The following is a 17,886-nucleotide window of genomic DNA, read 5'->3' as shown; positions in this document are numbered from 1 at the left end:
GGGAGTCACCTTCGTCTGTCTCGGCTATTCGGGAGTGGTTTCGAGCGCGTGGGCCACCAGTCCGAGCAGGGACTCGATCACGGTGGTCCGGTTGCGTGCGTCCATGATCACAATCGGTACACGCACCGGTATGGTCAAGGCCTCCCGCACATCCTCGGTCTCGAAAAGCTCCGATCCGTCGAAATGGTTGACGGCGACGAGATAGGGCAGCCCGCTGCTCTCGAAGTAGTCGAGCGCGGGGAAGCAGTCCGACAGCCGCCGGGTGTCGGCGAGCACGACGGCGCCGATCGCGCCGCGCGCGAGGTCGTCCCACATGAACCAGAAGCGCTGCTGTCCGGGCGTGCCGAACACGTACAGCACCAGGTCCTCGTCCAGGGTTATCCGGCCGAAGTCCATGGCGACGGTCGTGGTGAGCTTCTCGGGCGTGGCGGAGAGATCGTCGGTCTCCTCGCTCGCCTGGGTCATCAGCGCCTCGGTCTGGAGCGGGGTGATCTCCGAGACCGCTCCGACGAAGGTCGTCTTGCCGACGCCGAAGCCGCCCGCCACCACGACCTTGGCGGCGGTGGGGGCCCGGGTGTGGTCCAGCTGCCAGGCCTGGAGTCCGTCCTCGGCGGGATCGGGCCGCGGGTCGGGCCGGGGCTCGGGGCCCCGTATGCCGGAGCCGAGCGTGTCAGAGGCGGCGAAGTCCACTCAGCACCCTTTCAAGCAGTGCGCGTTCGGGCCGTCCCGGGCCGTGCCCGGTGCCGTACACACGGATCTTTCCCTGGTCGGCGAGGTCGCTGAGAAGCACCCTGACGACGCCCAGCGGCATCTTGAGGATCGCCGAGATCTCGGCGACCGTACGCATTCTCCGGCACAGCTCGACGATGGCCAGCAGCTCGGGCATGACCCGGCTGGAGAGGTCGCCCTTGGGCAGCTCCCGGCGCTCCTCGGGAGCCTCCAGGGCGGCCACGAAGGTCTCCACCAGCAGCACATGGCCGAAGCGGGTACGGCCGCCGGTGAGCGAGTAGGGGCGTACGCGGGCGGGGCGGCGGCCCTCGCCGCGCACCGGGAGCCCGGCGGGGGTCGAGGAGGGCGGGGGCGGTGAGGCCGTCACAGGGAGCCCTCCAGGGACTGACGGAGTTCACTGCGGAGTTCGGGGGTGAGGACATGTCCGGCCCGCCCCACGAAGAGCCCCATGTGGTAGGCGACGACCGACATGTCGCAGTCGGCCTCCGCCTGCACCCCGAGCAGTGAGCCGTCGCTGATCGACATGATGAACACGCAGGCCCCCTCCATGGCGACCATCGTCTGTTTGACGCCGCCGCCGTCCATGAGCCGGGCGGCGCCGATGGTGAGGCTGCCGATGCCCGAGACGATGGTGGCGAGATCGGCGCTGGAGCCTCTGGGGCTCTCCTGGCGGGCGGCGCTCGCGGGCCGCGCGGTGTTCTGCTCCGGGTCGGAGGAGAGCAGCAGCAGTCCGTCGGACGAGACGACGGCCACCGAGCGCAGTCCGGGCACCTCCTCCACCAGATTGCTCAGCAACCAGTGCAGATTGCGGGCCTCACTGCTCAGGCCGAACGTGCCGGTCGCGGTCAACTGCGTGCCTCCTCGACTGTGTCCCCCGCTTCTTGGACGGTCGTGCCGGTCGTGCCCGCGATCTCCGCCTCCGCCTCCTGACGGCCCTTGTCCGCCCCCTGCTGAAAGCCCCCCAGCTTGCGGCGGAGTGCGTCGGCGTCGACGCTGCCGGTGCGTTCGCCCGGCGCGGCGACGGGCTTGACGATCTTGGGTGTGCGCTTGGGCAGGCCCTTGTCGGTGACCCGGTCCCAGGCGGGCGCGGGTCCGGCGGCGGGCGGCTCGGCGACGGCCGCCGGGGCCTCGGCGGTCTCGGCGGGCTCCGGGTCGGGGGCCGCCGGGGCCTCGGCGGGCTCGGCGGGCTCGGGAGCGGGCTGCTCGGGCAGCCGCATGGTGAAGGTCGGCTCGTCGGTCCCGGAGGCCTCCGGGTCGCCGTCGGCGGTCCGCTCGTGCGTGTCCGGCTCGGGGTCCCGCTCGTCCCGCTCCCGCTCCCGTTCCCGCTTCTCCTCCGAGGCGCGGACCGCCGCCTCGGCCGCCGCGACGAGCGGATCGGCGGAGTCCTCGGCCGTCGCCCCCCGGGGGGCCAGCGGCCGGCGCCGGCCGGCGGGCAGGGCGTTGGAGTTGACCTCGGCGACCGATCCCGGCAGCTGGACCTGGGTGGAGCCGGTGTCCGACATGGACGCCGGGCTCTCGGCCGGCGGCTCCTCGGGCAGCAGCCCCTGCGGCAGCACCACGACGGCGGTGATCCCGCCGGGCGACTGCTCGCGCAGCTGTACGCGCACCCCGTGACGGGCCGCCAGCAGCCCGGCGACCCGGAGCCCCAGCCCCTCGGCGTCGCTGTCGGAGGGAGCCGTCTCGTACGCCTGCGGGTCCTCCAGCCGGGCGTTCAGCTCGGCGAGGCGCCCGGCGGTCATCCCGATGCCGCCGTCCTGCACGGAGAGCATCACCTCGCCGCTCTCCAGCAGCCAGCCCGACAGCTCGACCTGGGCGTCCGGCGGGGAGAAGGAGGTGGCGTTCTCCAGCAGCTCGGCGACGAGGTGGCTGAGGTCGTCGGCGGCGAAGCCCGCGACCTGGGAGTGCGGCGGCAGGGACTGGATGACGACCCGCTCGTACCGCTCGATCTCGCTCACGGCCGCGCGCAGCACATCGACCAGCGGCACCGCCCCGACATGTGCGTGGCCGTGCTCGGCACCGGCGAGGACCAGCAGGTTCTCGCTGTGGCGGCGCATGACGGTGGCCATGTGGTCGAGCTTGAAGAGGGTGGCGAGGCGCTCGGGGTCCTGCTCGCGCTCCTCCAGCTTCTCGATCACCGAGAGCTGGCGCTCGACCAGGCCGAGGGTGCGCAGCGAGAGGTTGACGAAGGTGTGGTCGACGGTGTGGCGCAGCCGCCGGAGTTCGGCGGTCAGCTCGCCGGTGGTCTCGCGCAGCTCGGCGCGGGCCTCGGAGAGCTTGGCGGCGAGGGCGTCGCGGGAGCCGATGGCTTCGGCGCGCTCCCTCTCGGTGTCCGCCGAGCGCTCGGCGAGCCCTCGGACCGCGCCGTGGAGGGTGTTGAGGGAGCGGACGACCTGCGCGAACTCGTCGTTGCGGCCGGTGAAGCCGATGGGCTCGGCGCTCTCGGGGGCGGCAGCGAGGCGGGCCGCGCCGATCCGGAGGACGGCGAGCGGACGGGTGAGGGTGCGGGCGACGGCGGCGGAGACGCCGATGGAGAGCAGTACCAGGCCGCCGAGGACGGCGACCTGGATCTCCAGGGCGGTGACATCGTCGTCACGGAGCCGTTCGAGGCCGGTGATGCGCTGGGAGGCGAGGGTGGACTCGACGCCGCGCATCTGCTCGATACGGGCGGTGAGCGCGGTCTCCAGCTTCTTGTGGTCGGTGTCGCGCTCGCCGCCGGACAGCTCGGGCTGGTCGGTGAGGCGGGAGAGATGGCCCTCGGCGGACTTGACCTCCGCGCCGGTGACGGTGGCGGCCAGGGAGTCGCGGGCGTCCTTGGCGGCGGCCTGGTCGAAGTCGGCGAGGGCGGCCAGCTCGCGCACCCGGGCCTGCTGGGCGGCGGCGCTCAGTTCGCCCCGGGTCCGCCGGGCCTCCTCGCTGTCCTCGCCCTCGGTCTCGACGGGCAGTCCGGTGACGGAGTCGACGGCGGTGACCGGCGGGGGGCCGGGCACGGCGAGCGCCGCCAGCAGCAGCCCCCGGGTGGCCGAGGCCTGTTCGACGGCGAGGCCCAGTTCGGCGGAGGCGCGGGCGGCCTTGGCGGCACCGGCGGCGCGCGGCGGGGACGTGTCGGCGAGTTCGTCGGCGAGGGCCTGGAGGGTGCCGATGACGGTGGTGTACGCCCGGTGGGCGTCGGTCGCGGAGCCCTTGCCGGTCAGCGCGGTGCGGCGGACCGAGGGGACGGTGGCCAGCTCGCGGCGGAGTTCGGCGCGGTCCTCGGGGGCGGCGGCGCGGATCTCGTCTATCTGCCGGTCGACCCGGGCGGCGCGCGCGTCGGTGACCTGGCGGCGGTCCTTCTTGGGGCCCTGCTGCTCGTCGCGTCCGGCGGCGATGTACGCGGTGACCTCGTCGCGCTCGTCGGAGAGCGAGTGGGCGAGGGTGACCGCCTGCCGGTTCAGCTCGGCGAGGGTGACCAGCCGCTGGGACTCGCTCAGCTCGGCGGAGCCGGCCAGTATCCCGGGGACGCCCGCGCCGACGACGACGAGGCTGACGACCGCCACGCCTATGACCAGCCGGTTCCGCACCCGCTTGGCCCGGCCTCCGGCGACGGGGACCGGCGCGGGGCCCTGTGCCGGATACGTCTCAGGGACCAGGGGGGCCTGAGGCCGCTTCTTCTGCACCGGTGCTCGCAATCCTGCTTGACTCGTCCACCTTTTGAACCGTGAAGCAGAGATGACGACCGGTCACACACGTGATCCCACCCCTGGCACGACATAAGACCATTCCAGTGCATTTGGGAAGGGAGGCGCGCATCGGCCGCTCCGCCACCTGAACGAGTGAACATCACTGGGGAGTTGGCAAACAACTCCTCTCGGTTGCCGTCGGGGGCATTCCGCGGACGCTGACTGGATCTTCCGGCCGGGCTTTGGCAGGATGCGCGCCCGCAGCTTCACCCGATGGTCCGTCAGTCTTTTCGAACACCTGCTGACCTGCCCGTACGAATTGTTTGTGCGTTTGTGCAGGACGCGTGAACGAGTCATGCAGACTGGGGTCCATGCGCATGGATCTGGCCACTTCCCCCGGCTCGCCCGAACGCCCCAACGAGGACTGGGCATCCGTGGCCCTGCCCGCTTCGGGCCAGGGAGGATCACTGGTGGTGCTGGACGGAGTGACTCCTCCGAGGGGGGAGTACGGCTGTGAGCACGGCGTCCCCTGGTTCACCGCCCGGCTCGGGGGCGCGCTGCTCGAACTGTCCGCTTCTCGGCCGGATACGCCCTTGGCCGGGATTCTCTCCGGGGCAATCAGGCGCACCGCCGACGCCCACCGTAAGAGCTGTGACCTTTCTCACGTTCGAACTCCACAGGCAACGGTCGTCCTCGCCCGCTGGGGAGATCCTTCCGGCGATCTGGAGCATCTGGTGCTCTCGGACTCGGCGCTGCTGATCGAATCGCCGGAGGGCGAGGTGCGCGCGGTGCTGGACGACCGGCTCGACCGGCTGCCCCGCGAGGCGCTGCGCACCCACGCCTCGGCGGACGCGCTGCGCAACGCGGAGGGCGGCTTCTTCACGGCGGCGGCGGACCCGGGGGTGGCCGCCCGCGCGGTGACGGGCCGCACCCCGATGGCGGCGGTCCGCTCGGTGGCGGCGCTGACCGACGGGGCTTCGCGGTGGGTGGAGATGTTCGGCCGGGGCGACTGGGCCCAGTGCCTGGGGGTGCTGCGCAAGGAGGGGAGCCAGGGGCTGATCGACCGGGTGCGGGAGCTGGAGTCGGCGGCGGTGCGCGGGGGCACGGCCCGGGGGAAGGCCCACGACGACGCGACGGCGGTCCTGGCGGAGTTCTGAGAGCGCGGGCGTCCTGACGCTCCGCGGGCGTTCAGTCCTCCGCGCGGGTGTTCAGCTGATGCAGCAGCCGGGCCAGTTCCGAGATCTCCGCGCGGTCCCAGCCGGCGAGCTTGGCGACATAGCGTTCGCGGCGGACGTCCCTCACTCGGCGGAACCGGGTCAGACCTTCTTCGGTGAGCCGTACGAGTGACGCCCGGCCGTCCGCCGGGTCGGGCTCCCGAACCACCAGGCCCAGCCCCTCCAGCGCGCGCAGCTGGCGGCTCATCGTCGCCTTGCCGACGCCGAAATACCCCGCGAGATCGGTGGCGCGCAGCGAGCCCGACTCCTCCAGGCGGACGAGAAGGCCGTAGGCGGCGGCCTCCAGATCGGGGTGGAGCTGACGGGCCATCTCACCGGCCGAGGCCCTGGCGCGGCGGTGGAAGACGGCCAACTCCCTTTCCAGTGCGAGGAATACCGGGTCGGCCCCGCTTTCCTCCCGGGCTCCGACCTCGCTTCCCGTACTGCTTCCGTGCACGTCAGCACCCCTCGTACGCTTTCCGAATCCTGAAAGTTCCCGCCAACGGCACCGATAGCCGCAGCTCGTTAAGTATTTCGCAGGCATAGACCAACGGCGGCACTTCGCGCCTCTTCCCGGACGGGTTTCTCCGCGCGTAGCGTCCTATATGACATGCCCACACCATATTGCTCCATCGCGGTATGCCGGCTCATCGTCATATCCCCCCACCGAAGGTCTTCAGAGGCACGCTATGTCCGTGCACAGATCCGGAACGACCGTTCCCCTCAGCTCGTCGGGGAGACCCCGCCGCTCGCTCCTGGCGACGGCCGGCGCTCTCCTCGCGGTCCTCTCCCTCCTCCTCACCCTCCCCGGCCCGGCCGGGGCCTCCGAGGCCCCGCCCCGAGGCTCCGCCCATCTGGGCATCGGGGTCATCGAGCACGACGGCCAGGGCGGCCTGCCGCCGGAAAGCCGCGCGGCCCAGACGGAAGGCGTCGACGTCGCCAGCCATCAGGGCAACGTCGACTGGCCGACCCTGTGGAACAGCGGGGTGAAGTGGGCCTATGTGAAGGCCACCGAGGGCACCTACTACAAGAACCCCTACTTCACACAGCAGTACGACGGCTCCTACGACGTCGGAATGGTGCGGGGCGCGTATCACTTCGCCACTCCCGACACCACGAGCGGCGCGGTCCAGGCCGACTACTTCGCCGACAACGGCGGGGGCTGGGCCCGGGACGGCAGAACCCTGCCGGGGGCGCTCGACATCGAGTGGAATCCGTACGGCGACGCCTGTTACGGCAAGTCCCAGTCGGGGATGGTGACCTGGATCCGGGACTTCCTGAACCGGTACAAGGCCCGCACCGGACGGGACCCGGTGATCTACACCGCGACCAGCTGGTGGACGCAGTGCACCGGCGACTACGCGGGCTTCGGCGCGAGCAATCCCCTGTGGATCGCCCGCTACAACACCACCCCCGGGACGCTCCCGGCCGGCTGGAGCGCGCAGACGATGTGGCAGTACACCTCGTCCGGGCCCCACGTCGGGGACCACAACAAATTCAACGGGGCCCACGACCGGGTCGTGGCCCTCGCGAACGGCTGACCGCCCCACCCGCCCGAGCGGCCGGCCGTCCCGGAACGGCCGCCCCGCGCTTCCCCCCTGGCCCGGGGCCCGTTATGCGGTTCAGGACCAGTGCGCGGGGCGGTCCAGTGCCGGCGGCAGCCGGGTGGCGGCATCGCCCCGCGCCGCGTTCACCTGCGGCTGGGTGAGGAAGATGCTGCCGGTGAGATCGGCTCCCGACAGATCGGCGGCCCGCAGGTCCGCCCCGATCAGATCGGCCAGCCGGAGATCCGCGCCCCGGAGGTCGGCGGCGATCAGATACGCGCCCCGCAGGCTCGCGCCCCGCAGATCCGCGCCCTTGAGCCTGGCCCCCATGAGGTCGGCCCCCCTGCGGTCCTTCTTCTTCCGGCCGCCGCCGGCCCCCGCCCGGACCAGCTCACTCGTACGGAGCAGCAGGGTGTTGACCCGCTGCCGGTGGGCGGCGACGTCGAGAGCGGCGAGTTCCTGTGGGCCGAGCAGGGTCAGGGCCCCGGTCTCCGCGAGCAGGGGCCGCAGCTCGGCGTGGAGGGAGCGGGCGGGGGCGAGGGTGAGCGCCTCGGTCAGATACCAGAGCAGTTCCTGGAGCTGCCGTACGACGGGGAAGACCGCGAACATCGAGGCCGCCGTCGCCGGGGAGCCGCGCCAGTCGGCGCCGCCGAAGGTGACCAGCGAGACCTTCCGGCCCGCGCCGAAGCAGTCGTAGACGGTGCAGCCGGTGAATCCGCTCGGACGCAGCCGGGTGTGGATGCCGCAGCGGAAGTCGTCGCCGAGATTGCGGCACGGCTCTCCGGCCCTCTTGTCCACGGCGAAGTCCGCCGACGCGGAGAAGGGGAGGGCGACACAGCACAGGCCCGCGCAGTTCGCGCAGTCGGCCTTCAGCTCGTGTCCGGCTCCGGAGGCCCGGCCGGTGATCGATTCCATCGGCCCATTGTGAGGGGGACGGCGACCGCCGCCGGCCGCCGCCCCTCGCGGGGACGGCGGCCGGCCGGAACGGTCCCGGGAGTCAGGCCGCCTCGGCGAGGACGGGCGCGGCGGCCGGGGAGAGGGCGATCTCCAGCACCTGGCGGACGTCCGTCACCGGGTGGATCTCCAGCTTCGCCAGGATCTCCGCCGGGACGTCGTCCAGGTCGGGCTCGTTCCGCTTGGGGATCACCACGGTGGTGATGCCCGCCCGGCTGGCGGCCAGCAGCTTCTGCTTCAGACCGCCGATGGGCAGCACCCGGCCGGTCAGCGACAGCTCACCCGTCATCGCCACGTCCGTGCGCACCGGACGCCCGGAGAGCAGCGAGGCCAGCGCGGTCGTCATGGTGACGCCGGCGCTCGGGCCGTCCTTGGGGACCGAGGCGGCCGGGAAGTGGATGTGCACGCCCCGGTCCTTGAGGTCGGCGACCGGAAGCTCGGTCTCCGCGCCGTGCGAGCGCAGGAAGCTGAGCGCGATCCGGGCGGACTCCTTCATCACGTCGCCCAGCTGGCCGGTGAGGGTCAGCCCGGACGCGCCGGTCTCCGGATCGGCGAGCGACGCCTCCACGAAGAGGACGTCGCCGCCCGCGCCGGTCACCGCGAGTCCGGTGGCGACACCGGGCACGGCGGTACGGCGCTCGGCCGGGTCCTGGGCGGACTCGGGCACATGGTGCGGCCGTCCGATCAGGTCGCGCAGCTGCTCCGCGCCGATGGTGAACGGCAGCTCCCGCTCGCCCAGCTCGTGCTGTGCGGCCACCTTGCGCAGCAGCCTGGCGACGGCCCGCTCCAGGTTTCGCACACCCGCCTCACGGGTGTACTCGCCCGCGAGCCGGCGCAGCGCCGAGTCCTCAAGGGCGACCTCGCCGCTCTCCAGCCCTGCCCGCTCCAGCTGGCGCGGGAGCAGGTGGTCCCGGGCGATGACGACCTTCTCGTCCTCGGTGTAGCCGTCGAGGCGGACCACTTCCATCCGGTCGAGCAGCGCCTCCGGAATCGCCTCCAGCACATTGGCGGTGGCCAGGAAGACGACATCGCTCAGATCGAGTTCGACCTCCAGGTAGTGGTCGCGGAAGGTGTGGTTCTGCGCGGGGTCCAGGACTTCGAGGAGGGCGGCGGCCGGGTCGCCCCGGAAGTCCGAGCCGACCTTGTCGATCTCGTCCAGCAGGACCACCGGGTTCATGGAACCGGCCTCCTTGATCGCCCGTACGATCCGGCCGGGCATGGCTCCGACGTAGGTGCGCCGGTGGCCGCGGATCTCCGCCTCGTCGCGGACGCCGCCGAGCGCGACCCGGACGAACTCGCGTCCCATCGCGTGCGCGACGCTCTGGCCGAGGCTGGTCTTGCCGACTCCCGGCGGGCCCACGAGGGCCAGCACCGCGCCGCCGCGCCGTCCGCCGACCACGCCGAGCCCCCGGTCGGTGCGGCGCTTGCGCACCGCCAGGTACTCGGTGATGCGTTCCTTCACGTCCTTCAGGCCCGCGTGCTCGGCGTCCAGCACGGTCCGCGCGCCCCGGATGTCGTACGCGTCCTCGGTGCGCCTGTTCCAGGGCAGTTCGAGCACGGTGTCGAGCCAGGTGCGGATCCAGGAGCCCTCGGGGCTCTGGTCGCTGGCGCGCTCCAGCTTCTCGACCTCCTTGAGCGCCGCCGTACGGACGCTCTCCGGCAGGTCGGCGGCTTCCACCCGGGCGCGGTAGTCGTCGGACTCCTCGCCCTCGCTCTCGCCGTTGAGCCCGCGCAGCTCCTTGCGGACGGCGTCGAGCTGACGGCGGAGGAGGAATTCGCGCTGCTGCTTGTCGACGCCCTCCTGGACGTCCTTGGCGATGGACTCGGCCACGTCCTGCTCGGCGAGGTGCTCGCGGAGCTGGTCGGTGGCGAGCTTGAGCCGGGCGACCGGGTCGGCGGTCTCCAGCAGCTCGATCTTCTGGGCGGTGGTCAGGAAGGGGGAGTACCCGGCGTTGTCGGCGAGCTGGGAGACGCCCTCGATCTGCTGGACGCGGTCCACGACCTGCCAGGCCCCGCGCCGCTTCAGCCAGTCGGTGGCGAGCGCCTTGTACTCCGTGACCAGCTCGGCGAGCTGGCCGGGCAGCGGCTCCGGAAGCGTCTCGTCGATCCGGGTGCCCTCGACCCAGAGCGCCGCCCCGGGTCCGGTGGTGCCCGCGCCGATGCGCACCCGGCCGCGGCCCCTGACGAGCGCGCCGGGGTCTCCGTCGGAGAGCCGTCCCACCTGCTCGATAGTCCCGAGGACGCCGATCGCCGCGTACTTTCCGTCGACCCTCGGAACAAGGAGCAGCTCCGGCTTGCTGCCACCGGTGTGACCGGCCTGGGCGGCTTCCACCGCGGCCCTGACCTCGGTGTCGATCAGGTCGAGCGGCACCACCATTCCGGGCAGCACGACCTCGTCGTCGAGCGGCAGCACGGGCAGGGTGAGCGGTGTGAACGTCTGGGACTCAGCAGCCATGATCTCCCCTTAGGCAGTGAAGTTGAGCTATGTGGACTCAATGCATGAGAGCCTCCGGATGTTCCCGAACCCTCGTTCGCTGTCAGCGATCGGCCGGGCGAACGGCCCGGGGCGGCGTGATCCCGGGCACCGTGAACCGGGCGCGGGCCCGGCGGCGATAGACCGGTCGTGAGATGGATCCGCCCCGCGCGGGCTGACACAGGAGACACGGACCCGGGGCCGGTGGAGCGGGACCTCGACGACGCCGCGCTGTTACGGGCCGTGGCCCAGGGCGACGCGGACGCGCTGGCGACGCTCTACGACCGGCACGCGGGCTGGCTGCACACCCGGCTCATCCGCCGCTGCGACGATCCCGAGACCGTACGGGAGGTGCTCCAGGACACCTTCGTCGCCGTCTGGCGCTCCGCCGCGTCCCACCGGGGCGGCGAGGCGGGCGGCTGGCTCTGGGTGATCGCCGCCCGCCGGCTGGTCGACGCCCGGCGGGCGCACGCCAGGGCGGAGCGCCGGCCGACCGTGCGGACGGCCGCCCTGACCGCCCCGTCCGCCGAGGACCGGGTGCTCGCCGGGCTGGAGTACGGCGATGTGGGCGCGGCCCTGGACCGGATCTCCCCCGAGCTGCGGGAGGTCCTGCGCGCCACCGTCATCGACGGCCTCACCACCCGTGAGGCGGCCGGGCTGCTCGGGATACCCGAGGGCACCGTCAAGACCCGGGCCATGCGGGCCCGCCGCGAGCTGCGGGCCGCGCTGGCCCTGCTCGCACCCGACACATCCCCGCTGGGAGGCACGGCATGAGCGGCTGGCACGTGAGCGGGCCGCTGGCCGAGCGGTACGCGAGCGGCACGGCCGCCGAGGCCGAGGCCTGGTCGCTGGAGAAGCACGTGGAGTCGTGCGGACGCTGCGCCGCCTCGGTCTCCGCCGCCGTACGGGCGGGCACGGCGGGGCCCGCGCTCGACGGGATCCGCGCGGCGGTGCTCGCCGGGGCCCGGCGCTCCCCCGCCCCGGCCGCCGTCCGGGCCGCCCGGCCGGGCCCCGGGCCGGTCGCCCGGCTGCTGTGGGCGGCCGGTCCGGCGCTCCGCCCGTCCTGGCTGACCGCGCTGGCCCTGGTGCTCGGGGGCTCGCTGTTCCTGGCGTACGGGGTGGGCTACGACTCCACCCGGCCGCTGCTGCTCGCGCTCTCCCCCGCGCTGCCGCTGACGGGGGTGGCCATGTCGTACGGGCGGTACGCCGACCCGCTGCACGAGATCGCCGCATCGACCCCGTCGGGCGGGCTGCGGCTGCTGCTCACCCGTACGGCGGCGGTGACGCTGGTGAGCGTGCCGGTGCTGGCGGCGGCGGGCGCGCTGCTGCCGCCGCCCGCCACCGAGGTGCTGAATGTGCCGGGGCCGTCCGCCTGGCTGCTGCCGAGTCTGGCGCTGACGCTGGCGGCGCTCGCGCTGGGCTCCTTCGTGGGCTGCCGGTACGCCGCCCTCGCGGTCGCCGGGGTGTGGGCGGCGCTGACGCTGACGCCCCGACCGGGGAGGCCGGGGCTCCCGTTCTTCGTCACGGAGCTGCCGGACTGGGTCTCCGGACCCTCCCCGCAGACCTGCTGGGCGGTCGCCGCCGTGGTCTGCGCGGGGCTGCTCGCCGTACGCCGTTCATCCTTCAATCGACTGGAGACGCTGTGACAGGGACGGGTGCGAGGGTCACGGGACTGACCGTCACCCACCGGAAGACGATCGCGCTGGACAGCGTGGACCTGGACTTCGGTACGGGGGTGCACGGGCTGCTCGGTCCGAACGGGGCGGGCAAGACCTCGCTGATCCGGGTGCTGGCGACGGTCGCGGCCCCCGCCGGCGGCCGGGTGGAGCTGCTCGGGCAGGACATGACGGCGCACCGGGAGCGGTCGCGGGTGCGGCGGCGGCTGGGCTATCTGCCGCAGGAGTTCGGTTTCTACCCGGGGTTCACGGTCCGGGAGTTCGTGGCCTACGTGGCCTGGCTGAAGGAGATGCCGGCCGGCTCGGTCGCGGACGCGGTCGAGCGGGCGGTGGAGAGGGTGGGGCTCATGGACCGCATCGACGCCAAGGTGAAGACGCTCTCGGGCGGGATGGTCCGCCGGGTCGGCATCGCGCAGGCGATCGTGAACGAACCGGATCTGCTGCTCCTGGACGAGCCGACCACCGGTCTCGATCCGGAGCAGCGCGTCGATTTCAGAGCACTGCTCCGCGAAGTGGGCACCGCCTGCGCCGTCATCGTCTCCACCCATCTCGCGGAGGACGTCGCCGCCGCCTGCGAGCAGGTCACCCTGATGGAGTCCGGCCGGGTCGCCTTCCGCGGCACCACCAGCGAGCTGCGGGAACTGGGCGAGGCCACCCCCCACGACGCGCCCGACGGCACGGTCAGCCCGATCGAGCGCGGCTACACGGCGGCCCTCCGGATCCACCGCGCCTCCAGCTGGGACCCGGGCACGGCCCCCGGCTCCGGGTCCGGGTCCGGGTCCGGGTCCGGGTCCGGGTCCGGCTCGAAAGCGGGCCGATGACCTCCTTGCCCACCTGGCGGGCCCACCCGGTCCGCGCCGAGCTGCTGCGCGGATCCGCGCCCTGGGCGGGGGCCGCCGTCCTGGTGGTGCTCGCCGTGCCGCTCGTCCTCACCGCCGACGAGTGGCAGGGCGGCTGGGGTCAGACCCAGAGCCTGCTGCGCAGTCTGATCACCCAGCTCGCGGCCCCGGTGGCCACGGCGGCCGGGTGCTGGCAGGGCCAGCGGGAGCACCGCCGGGGCACCCGGGAGTTGCTGCTGAGCGCGGCCCGCACCCGGCTGGCCCGGACGCTGACGGCGGCGCTGCCCACCGCGGTCTGGGTCTCCGGGGCCACCCTGGTCGCCTCCGCGGGCGCGCTGCTCGCCTGCCGGCCGTACGCGTCGGCGGGCGGTCCGGCGCTCTCCGCCCTGTGGTCCGACGCGGGGCTCGTGGCCTCGCTCTCCCTCTTCGGCCATGTGGTCGGGGCGGTGCTGCGCTGGCGGCTGACGGCCCCGCTGCTCGCCCTCTGCTCGCCCTTCGCCCCGCTGCTCCCCGTGCTGCCGCTGTGGCCGATCCCCTCCAGTCCGCTGGTCCCGGGCATGTCGGGGCCGATGCTCCACACCTCGGTCCCGGTGTGGTGGGAGCCCGTGGCGACGGTCGGCTGGCTGGGCGGTCTCGCCGCCACGGCGCTCCTGCTGTACGCGGCACGCCGCCGCGTCTACGCCCTGCTGCCGCTGACGGCGGCGCTCGTGGCGGCGACGGTCCTCGTCCAGGGCGGCGACCGCGCCTGGCGCCCCAACCCGCTGGTCTCCCGGACGGCTTGCGACACCAGCGTCCGGCCCGAGATCTGCGTCTCGGGCCTGCACCCCGGGATGCTTCCGGAGGTACGGAGAGCGCTCTCCGGTCTCACCTCGCGTCTGGAAGGGGTCGAGAACGCTCCCACCCGTCTCTCGGACGCCCACCATCTGATGATGCGGTCCCACGCGCTCCTGGGCCGGGAGGACGAGGTGCCGGAGCCCGACCCGTACGAGGCCGCGACTCCCACCATCGTCCTCTTCGGCCAGGGCGTGATCCGCAGCAGGCTGGTCGACCCCGAGAGATTCGCCTGGGACACCGCCCGGTCCATCACCGGGGACACCGTCTCCTGCGAGGCGCGCCGGAAGCACCCGGAGGTCCACCGGATCGACCGGGCCGTCACCGAGTTCCTCGCCCCGAACCCCGCCGGGGACGGGGCCGAGAACTGGAGCGGCTCCTGGTCCCCGTCGGCCGGGTACGGAGAGCCGGCGGACCGGGACGCGCTCGTCGCGGCCCTGGACCGGCTCAGGGCCATGGGCGGCGAGGAGCGCCGGCGGTGGCTCTCCGCGTACTTCGCGACCTCTCGCGTCTGCGAGGACGGAGTGCCCGCCAGGGTGCCCGCGCTCTGAGAGCACCGGCCGGGTATGCCGTCCGGGGCGGCATACCTGGCCAAAACCGCTTGCCCGGCCCGCTTCCGGACACCAGCATGACCCCCACCGCCCCACCCCTGCCCGGAGGTCACGTTGTCCCTGAGTGCTCCCGTCGGCTCCGCCGACCCCGCCCATCCCGTCACCCTCGACCGGCGCGAGGGACCGTACGGGGAGGTCGTCCTGCGCCGCCGGGGCGAGCATCACGAGATCATCGCCAATGGCTGCTTCCTGATGGACACCTCCGACGGGCGCTCGGAGCGGCTGCTCATCGACGCCGCGCACGAGGCGCTGCGGGCGGCGGGCCGGGAGAGGCCCTCGCTGCTCATCGGCGGGCTCGGCGTCGGCTTCTCGCTGGCGCACGCGAGCGTCAATCCCGAGTGGCGACACATCGCCGTCGTGGAGCGAGAACAAGCCATCATCGACTGGCATCTGAGCGGCCCACTCGGCCGATTCTCGGCTTCCGCGCTCGCCGACCCCCGGACCGTGATCCTCCGCACGGACCTGCTGACGCACCTCCGTGAGACAGAAGTCCGCTATGACGCACTCTGTCTGGATATCGACAATGGACCCGACTGGACGGTCACCGAGGACAACGAAACGCTCTACTCCCCGGCCGGACTCGCCTTGTGCCAGCGGGGGTTGACCCCCGGAGGGGTGCTCGCCCTCTGGTCCGCGCAGCCCTCCCCCGCTTTCGAAGAGACATTGCGGAATGCCGGATTCACCGGGGTAAGAACCGAAGAGATCCAGGTTGCCCGAGGCGTACCGGACGTGGTCCACCTCGCCGTCCGGTCCGCGTAGCCCGAAGTCTCCAACTGCCTTTACGCTGCTGAGCTACACAACTCTCACACCACAGATCTACCTAGCGCTGCGAGCACAGACAGCGCTTACAGGGGCGGGCGATGGAACAGACACACACCACCCACAACGGCGTGGCGGCCACGCCCGGCGCCCAGCGCAGAGTGCTGGTCGTGGAGGACGACTCGACCATCGTCGACGCCATCGCCGCCCGGCTGCGGGCGGAGGGCTTCCTCGTCCAGACGGCCGTCGACGGGCCCGCCGCCGTCGACGCCGCCGAGGCCTGGCAGCCCGATCTGATGGTGCTCGACGTGATGCTCCCCGGCTTCGACGGCCTGGAGGTCTGCCGCCGGGTGCAGTCCCAGCGCCCCGTCCCGGTGCTGATGCTCACCGCGCGGGACGACGAGACCGACATGCTGGTGGGGCTCGGCGTCGGCGCGGACGACTACATGACCAAGCCGTTCTCCATGCGGGAGCTGGCCGCCCGGGTGCATGTGCTGCTCCGCCGGGTCGAGCGGGCGGCGCTCGCCGCCGTCACGCCGCGCAGCGGGATCCTGCGCCTGGGCGAGCTGGAGATCGACCACGCCCAGCGCCGGGTGCGGGTCCGGGGCGAGGACGTGCATCTGACGCCCACCGAGTTCGATCTGCTGGTCTGCCTCGCCAACACCCCCCGCGCGGTCCTCTCCCGCGAGCAGCTGCTCGCCGAGGTCTGGGACTGGGCGGACGCCTCCGGCACCCGGACCGTCGACAGCCACATCAAGGCGCTCCGCCGCAAGATCGGGGCCGAGCGGATCCGTACCGTGCACGGCGTCGGCTACGCGCTGGAGACGCCGGCCCCATGAGGTGCGGCCCGGAGCAGCGGCGGCGCAGGGGCGTGTCCATCTCGATCAAGACCAAGCTCGGCACCCTGGTCGTCGTCTCGGTCTTCATCACCACCGGGCTGCTGCTCGTCGCCCTGGAGACCTCCACCGAGCTGCGTTTCATCACGGTCTTCTCGGTGATCGCCACCCTGCTGATCACCCAGTTCGTGGCGCACGGCCTGACCGCGCCGCTGGAGGAGATGAGCACGGTGGCGAAGGGGATCTCGCACGGCGACTTCACCCGCCGGGTGCGCGGCGCGGACCGCCGGGACGAGCTGGGCGACCTGGCCTCCACGATCAATCTGATGGCGGACGACCTGGAGGCGGTGGACCGGCACCGCAAGGAGCTGGTGGCCAATGTCTCGCACGAGCTGCGCACCCCGATCGCCGCGCTCCGGGCCGTCCTGGAGAACGTGGTGGACGGGGTCTCGGCGGCCGACCCCGAGACGATGCGCACCGCGCTCAAGCAGACCGAGCGGCTGGGCCGGCTGGTGGAGACCCTGCTGGACCTGTCGCGGCTGGACAACGGCGTCGTACCGCTGCGGGCCCGCCGCTTCGAGGTGTGGCCCTATCTCTCCGGGGTGCTGAAGGAGGCCAACCTCGCCGCGGGCCGGCGCGGGCTGGCGTCCGGCTCCGGGCGGCACACCCGTACGGACGTCCATCTGCACCTGGACGTGGCACCGCCGGAGCTGACCGCGTACGCGGACGCCGAACGGCTGCACCAGGTGGTCGCCAATCTGATCGACAACGCGGTGAAGCACTCGCCGGCACACGGCCGGGTGACGGTACGGGCCCGGCGCGGGGCCCAGCCGGAGTCGCTGGACCTGGAGGTCCAGGACGAGGGGCCGGGCATTCCGGAGCAGGAGCGCCATCAGGTCTTCGAGCGGTTCAACCGGGGGGCCGTCAGTTCTCCGCACGGAAAGGGGAGCGACGGCGGCACCGGGCTGGGGCTGGCGATCGCCCGCTGGGCCGTCGATCTCCACGGCGGGCGCATAGGGGTGGCCGAATCGGCCCGGGGGTGCCGCATCCTGGTCACTCTTCCGGGGATCCACCAAGCCCGGGGTTGACGTAAGGTTCGAGCGGAAGCGAGCCTTCAGCCGAAAGATGATCAGGTCGGAGCCCCTGTGCGGGGGGACGGACCGGTGGATTCGCCGCCGCGTGGTGCCTCATACCAGCGGCGTGGCGCAACCGTGCTTATTTCCCGCCATACCAAGCCTCGAAACCCGTCTTTCGGTGTGACTTGCGCGACTGTCGCCCGCCCGGCCTGCACCTCTCGGCCAGGGAGGCGTAGCCTTGATTCCCGCTGTCCATCACCTTGTGAAGCGGAAGAGGGCGGTTGCCGCCGTGTCGTCTCAGTCCCCCAGTAACTCCAGCACTCCGACCGACCAAAGCGCTCAGGGAATCGACCCTGCCGCCGCGTTCGGCCCCAACGAGTGGCTCGTCGACGAGATCTACCAGCAGTACCTCCAGGATCCCAATTCGGTCGACCGAGCCTGGTGGGACTTCTTCGCCGACTACAAGCCCGGCGCGAAGAACACCGCCGCCCCCGGAGCGGAGTCCGAGGGCACGCCCCCGGCCGCCCCGGCAGCGCCGGTGACCCCTCAGGCCGCGACGCCCGCGCCCCGCGCGGCGACCAACGGAGCCGGCCCCGCGACTCCGCCGGCCGCCCCCGTGCCGCCCGCCGACGCCCCGGTGGCCCCGCCCGTGGCCCCCGCGCCCGCGCCGGTCGTGGCGGCCCCGGCC

Annotated in this window: 17 protein-coding genes; 10 read left to right on the top strand and 7 right to left on the bottom strand. The window is 72.7% G+C overall.

The genetic code is table 11. The features are described from left to right. Window positions 1-24: 24 nt before the first annotated feature. Genes ABD371_RS02620 through ABD371_RS02605 form a run of 4 tightly spaced genes read right to left on the bottom strand, consistent with a single transcriptional unit; the run spans window position 25 to window position 4,382 of the window. Window positions 25-690 carry a GTP-binding protein gene (locus ABD371_RS02620; RefSeq protein WP_381732952.1) on the bottom strand — a complete coding sequence of 222 codons (666 nt, stop codon included), beginning with the start codon at window positions 688-690 and terminating at the stop codon, window positions 25-27. Continuing rightward, window positions 671-1,096, bottom strand: coding sequence for a DUF742 domain-containing protein (locus tag ABD371_RS02615; protein WP_344472226.1), 426 nt, complete (start codon window positions 1,094-1,096; stop codon window positions 671-673). The genes ABD371_RS02620 and ABD371_RS02615 overlap by 20 nt, the downstream gene beginning before the upstream one ends. Continuing rightward, window positions 1,093-1,578 carry a roadblock/LC7 domain-containing protein gene (locus ABD371_RS02610; protein ID WP_344472224.1) on the bottom strand — a complete coding sequence of 162 codons (486 nt, stop codon included), beginning with the start codon at window positions 1,576-1,578 and terminating at the stop codon, window positions 1,093-1,095. Before ABD371_RS02610 ends, ABD371_RS02615 begins: the two co-directional genes overlap by 4 nt. Continuing rightward, a complete protein-coding gene (locus ABD371_RS02605) occupies window positions 1,575-4,382 on the bottom strand; it encodes a sensor histidine kinase (protein ID WP_344472222.1) in 2,808 nt (935 codons plus the stop codon). The genes ABD371_RS02610 and ABD371_RS02605 overlap by 4 nt, the downstream gene beginning before the upstream one ends. Window positions 4,383-4,756: 374 nt before the next feature. Between ABD371_RS02605 and ABD371_RS02600 the strand changes: the two genes are divergently transcribed. Further along, window positions 4,757-5,542, top strand: coding sequence for a hypothetical protein (locus ABD371_RS02600; protein ID WP_344472220.1), 786 nt, complete (start codon window positions 4,757-4,759; stop codon window positions 5,540-5,542). 31 nt (window positions 5,543-5,573) lie between these two features. On the opposite strand, the gene ABD371_RS02595 is transcribed toward ABD371_RS02600, so the two are convergent. Next, window positions 5,574-6,056, bottom strand: a complete 483-nt coding sequence (locus ABD371_RS02595) for a MarR family winged helix-turn-helix transcriptional regulator (protein WP_381732956.1) — start codon at window positions 6,054-6,056, stop codon at window positions 5,574-5,576. Window positions 6,057-6,288: 232 nt separating this feature from the next. Here ABD371_RS02595 and ABD371_RS02590 point away from each other — a divergent pair, with 232 nt between their 5' ends. Next, a complete protein-coding gene (locus ABD371_RS02590) occupies window positions 6,289-7,140 on the top strand; it encodes a lysozyme (protein ID WP_344472218.1) in 852 nt (283 codons plus the stop codon). A gap of 81 nt (window positions 7,141-7,221) precedes the next feature. Here ABD371_RS02590 and ABD371_RS02585 read toward each other — a convergent pair whose 3' ends face one another. Further along, on the bottom strand, window positions 7,222-8,058 hold the full coding sequence (locus tag ABD371_RS02585; protein ID WP_344472217.1) for a pentapeptide repeat-containing protein: 837 nt from the start codon (window positions 8,056-8,058) through the stop codon (window positions 7,222-7,224). An 82-nt stretch (window positions 8,059-8,140) separates the two neighbouring features. Beyond that, a complete protein-coding gene (gene lon / locus ABD371_RS02580) occupies window positions 8,141-10,552 on the bottom strand; it encodes an endopeptidase La (protein ID WP_344472216.1) in 2,412 nt (803 codons plus the stop codon). A gap of 222 nt (window positions 10,553-10,774) precedes the next feature. Here lon and ABD371_RS02575 point away from each other — a divergent pair, with 222 nt between their 5' ends. The 8 genes from ABD371_RS02575 to ABD371_RS02540 form a co-directional block, all read left to right on the top strand. Then, a complete protein-coding gene (locus tag ABD371_RS02575) occupies window positions 10,775-11,344 on the top strand; it encodes an RNA polymerase sigma factor (RefSeq protein WP_344472214.1) in 570 nt (189 codons plus the stop codon). Continuing rightward, window positions 11,341-12,216, top strand: coding sequence for a zf-HC2 domain-containing protein (locus tag ABD371_RS02570; protein ID WP_344472212.1), 876 nt, complete (start codon window positions 11,341-11,343; stop codon window positions 12,214-12,216). The genes ABD371_RS02575 and ABD371_RS02570 overlap by 4 nt, the downstream gene beginning before the upstream one ends. Continuing rightward, window positions 12,213-13,067 carry an ATP-binding cassette domain-containing protein gene (locus tag ABD371_RS02565; RefSeq protein WP_344472210.1) on the top strand — a complete coding sequence of 285 codons (855 nt, stop codon included), beginning with the start codon at window positions 12,213-12,215 and terminating at the stop codon, window positions 13,065-13,067. Before ABD371_RS02570 ends, ABD371_RS02565 begins: the two co-directional genes overlap by 4 nt. Next, a complete protein-coding gene (locus ABD371_RS02560; RefSeq protein WP_344472209.1) occupies window positions 13,064-14,467 on the top strand; it encodes a hypothetical protein in 1,404 nt (467 codons plus the stop codon). The genes ABD371_RS02565 and ABD371_RS02560 overlap by 4 nt, the downstream gene beginning before the upstream one ends. A gap of 114 nt (window positions 14,468-14,581) precedes the next feature. Continuing rightward, the gene (locus tag ABD371_RS02555) at window positions 14,582-15,286 is read left to right on the top strand and encodes a spermidine synthase family protein (protein WP_344472207.1); all 705 of its coding nucleotides are present in this window, start codon (window positions 14,582-14,584) and stop codon (window positions 15,284-15,286) included. A gap of 101 nt (window positions 15,287-15,387) precedes the next feature. Further along, window positions 15,388-16,125: a response regulator transcription factor gene (locus ABD371_RS02550; RefSeq protein WP_190123181.1), complete on the top strand. Its 738-nt coding sequence runs from the start codon at window positions 15,388-15,390 to the stop codon at window positions 16,123-16,125. Further along, a complete protein-coding gene (locus ABD371_RS02545) occupies window positions 16,122-17,210 on the top strand; it encodes a HAMP domain-containing sensor histidine kinase (RefSeq protein ID WP_344472203.1) in 1,089 nt (362 codons plus the stop codon). Before ABD371_RS02550 ends, ABD371_RS02545 begins: the two co-directional genes overlap by 4 nt. A 277-nt stretch (window positions 17,211-17,487) precedes the next feature. Then, window positions 17,488-17,886, top strand: a 399-nt coding sequence (locus ABD371_RS02540; protein WP_425575800.1) for a 2-oxoglutarate dehydrogenase E1 subunit family protein, incomplete at its 3' end; no start/stop codon positions are given.

It is taken from the genome of Streptomyces amakusaensis, from assembly GCF_039532665.1.
GTDB lineage: Bacteria > Actinomycetota > Actinomycetes > Streptomycetales > Streptomycetaceae > Streptomyces > Streptomyces amakusaensis.
Note: the sequence above shows the minus strand (reverse complement) of the source record. Positions and strands in the feature narration are given on the sequence as shown.

What these genes read in the sequence shown, in the direction of transcription:
- ABD371_RS02600 (WP_344472220.1), top strand. Translation starts at nt 4,757, where the DNA reads ATGCGCATGGATCTGGCCACTTCCCCCGGCTCGCCCGAACGCCCCAAC.
- ABD371_RS02590 (WP_344472218.1), top strand. Translation starts at nt 6,289, where the DNA reads ATGTCCGTGCACAGATCCGGAACGACCGTTCCCCTCAGCTCGTCGGGG.
- ABD371_RS02585 (WP_344472217.1), bottom strand. Translation starts at nt 8,058, where the DNA reads ATGGAATCGATCACCGGCCGGGCCTCCGGAGCCGGACACGAGCTGAAG.
- lon (WP_344472216.1), bottom strand. Translation starts at nt 10,552, where the DNA reads ATGGCTGCTGAGTCCCAGACGTTCACACCGCTCACCCTGCCCGTGCTG.
- ABD371_RS02570 (WP_344472212.1), top strand. Translation starts at nt 11,341, where the DNA reads ATGAGCGGCTGGCACGTGAGCGGGCCGCTGGCCGAGCGGTACGCGAGC.
- ABD371_RS02560 (WP_344472209.1), top strand. Translation starts at nt 13,064, where the DNA reads ATGACCTCCTTGCCCACCTGGCGGGCCCACCCGGTCCGCGCCGAGCTG.
- ABD371_RS02550 (WP_190123181.1), top strand. Translation starts at nt 15,388, where the DNA reads ATGGAACAGACACACACCACCCACAACGGCGTGGCGGCCACGCCCGGC.
- ABD371_RS02545 (WP_344472203.1), top strand. Translation starts at nt 16,122, where the DNA reads ATGAGGTGCGGCCCGGAGCAGCGGCGGCGCAGGGGCGTGTCCATCTCG.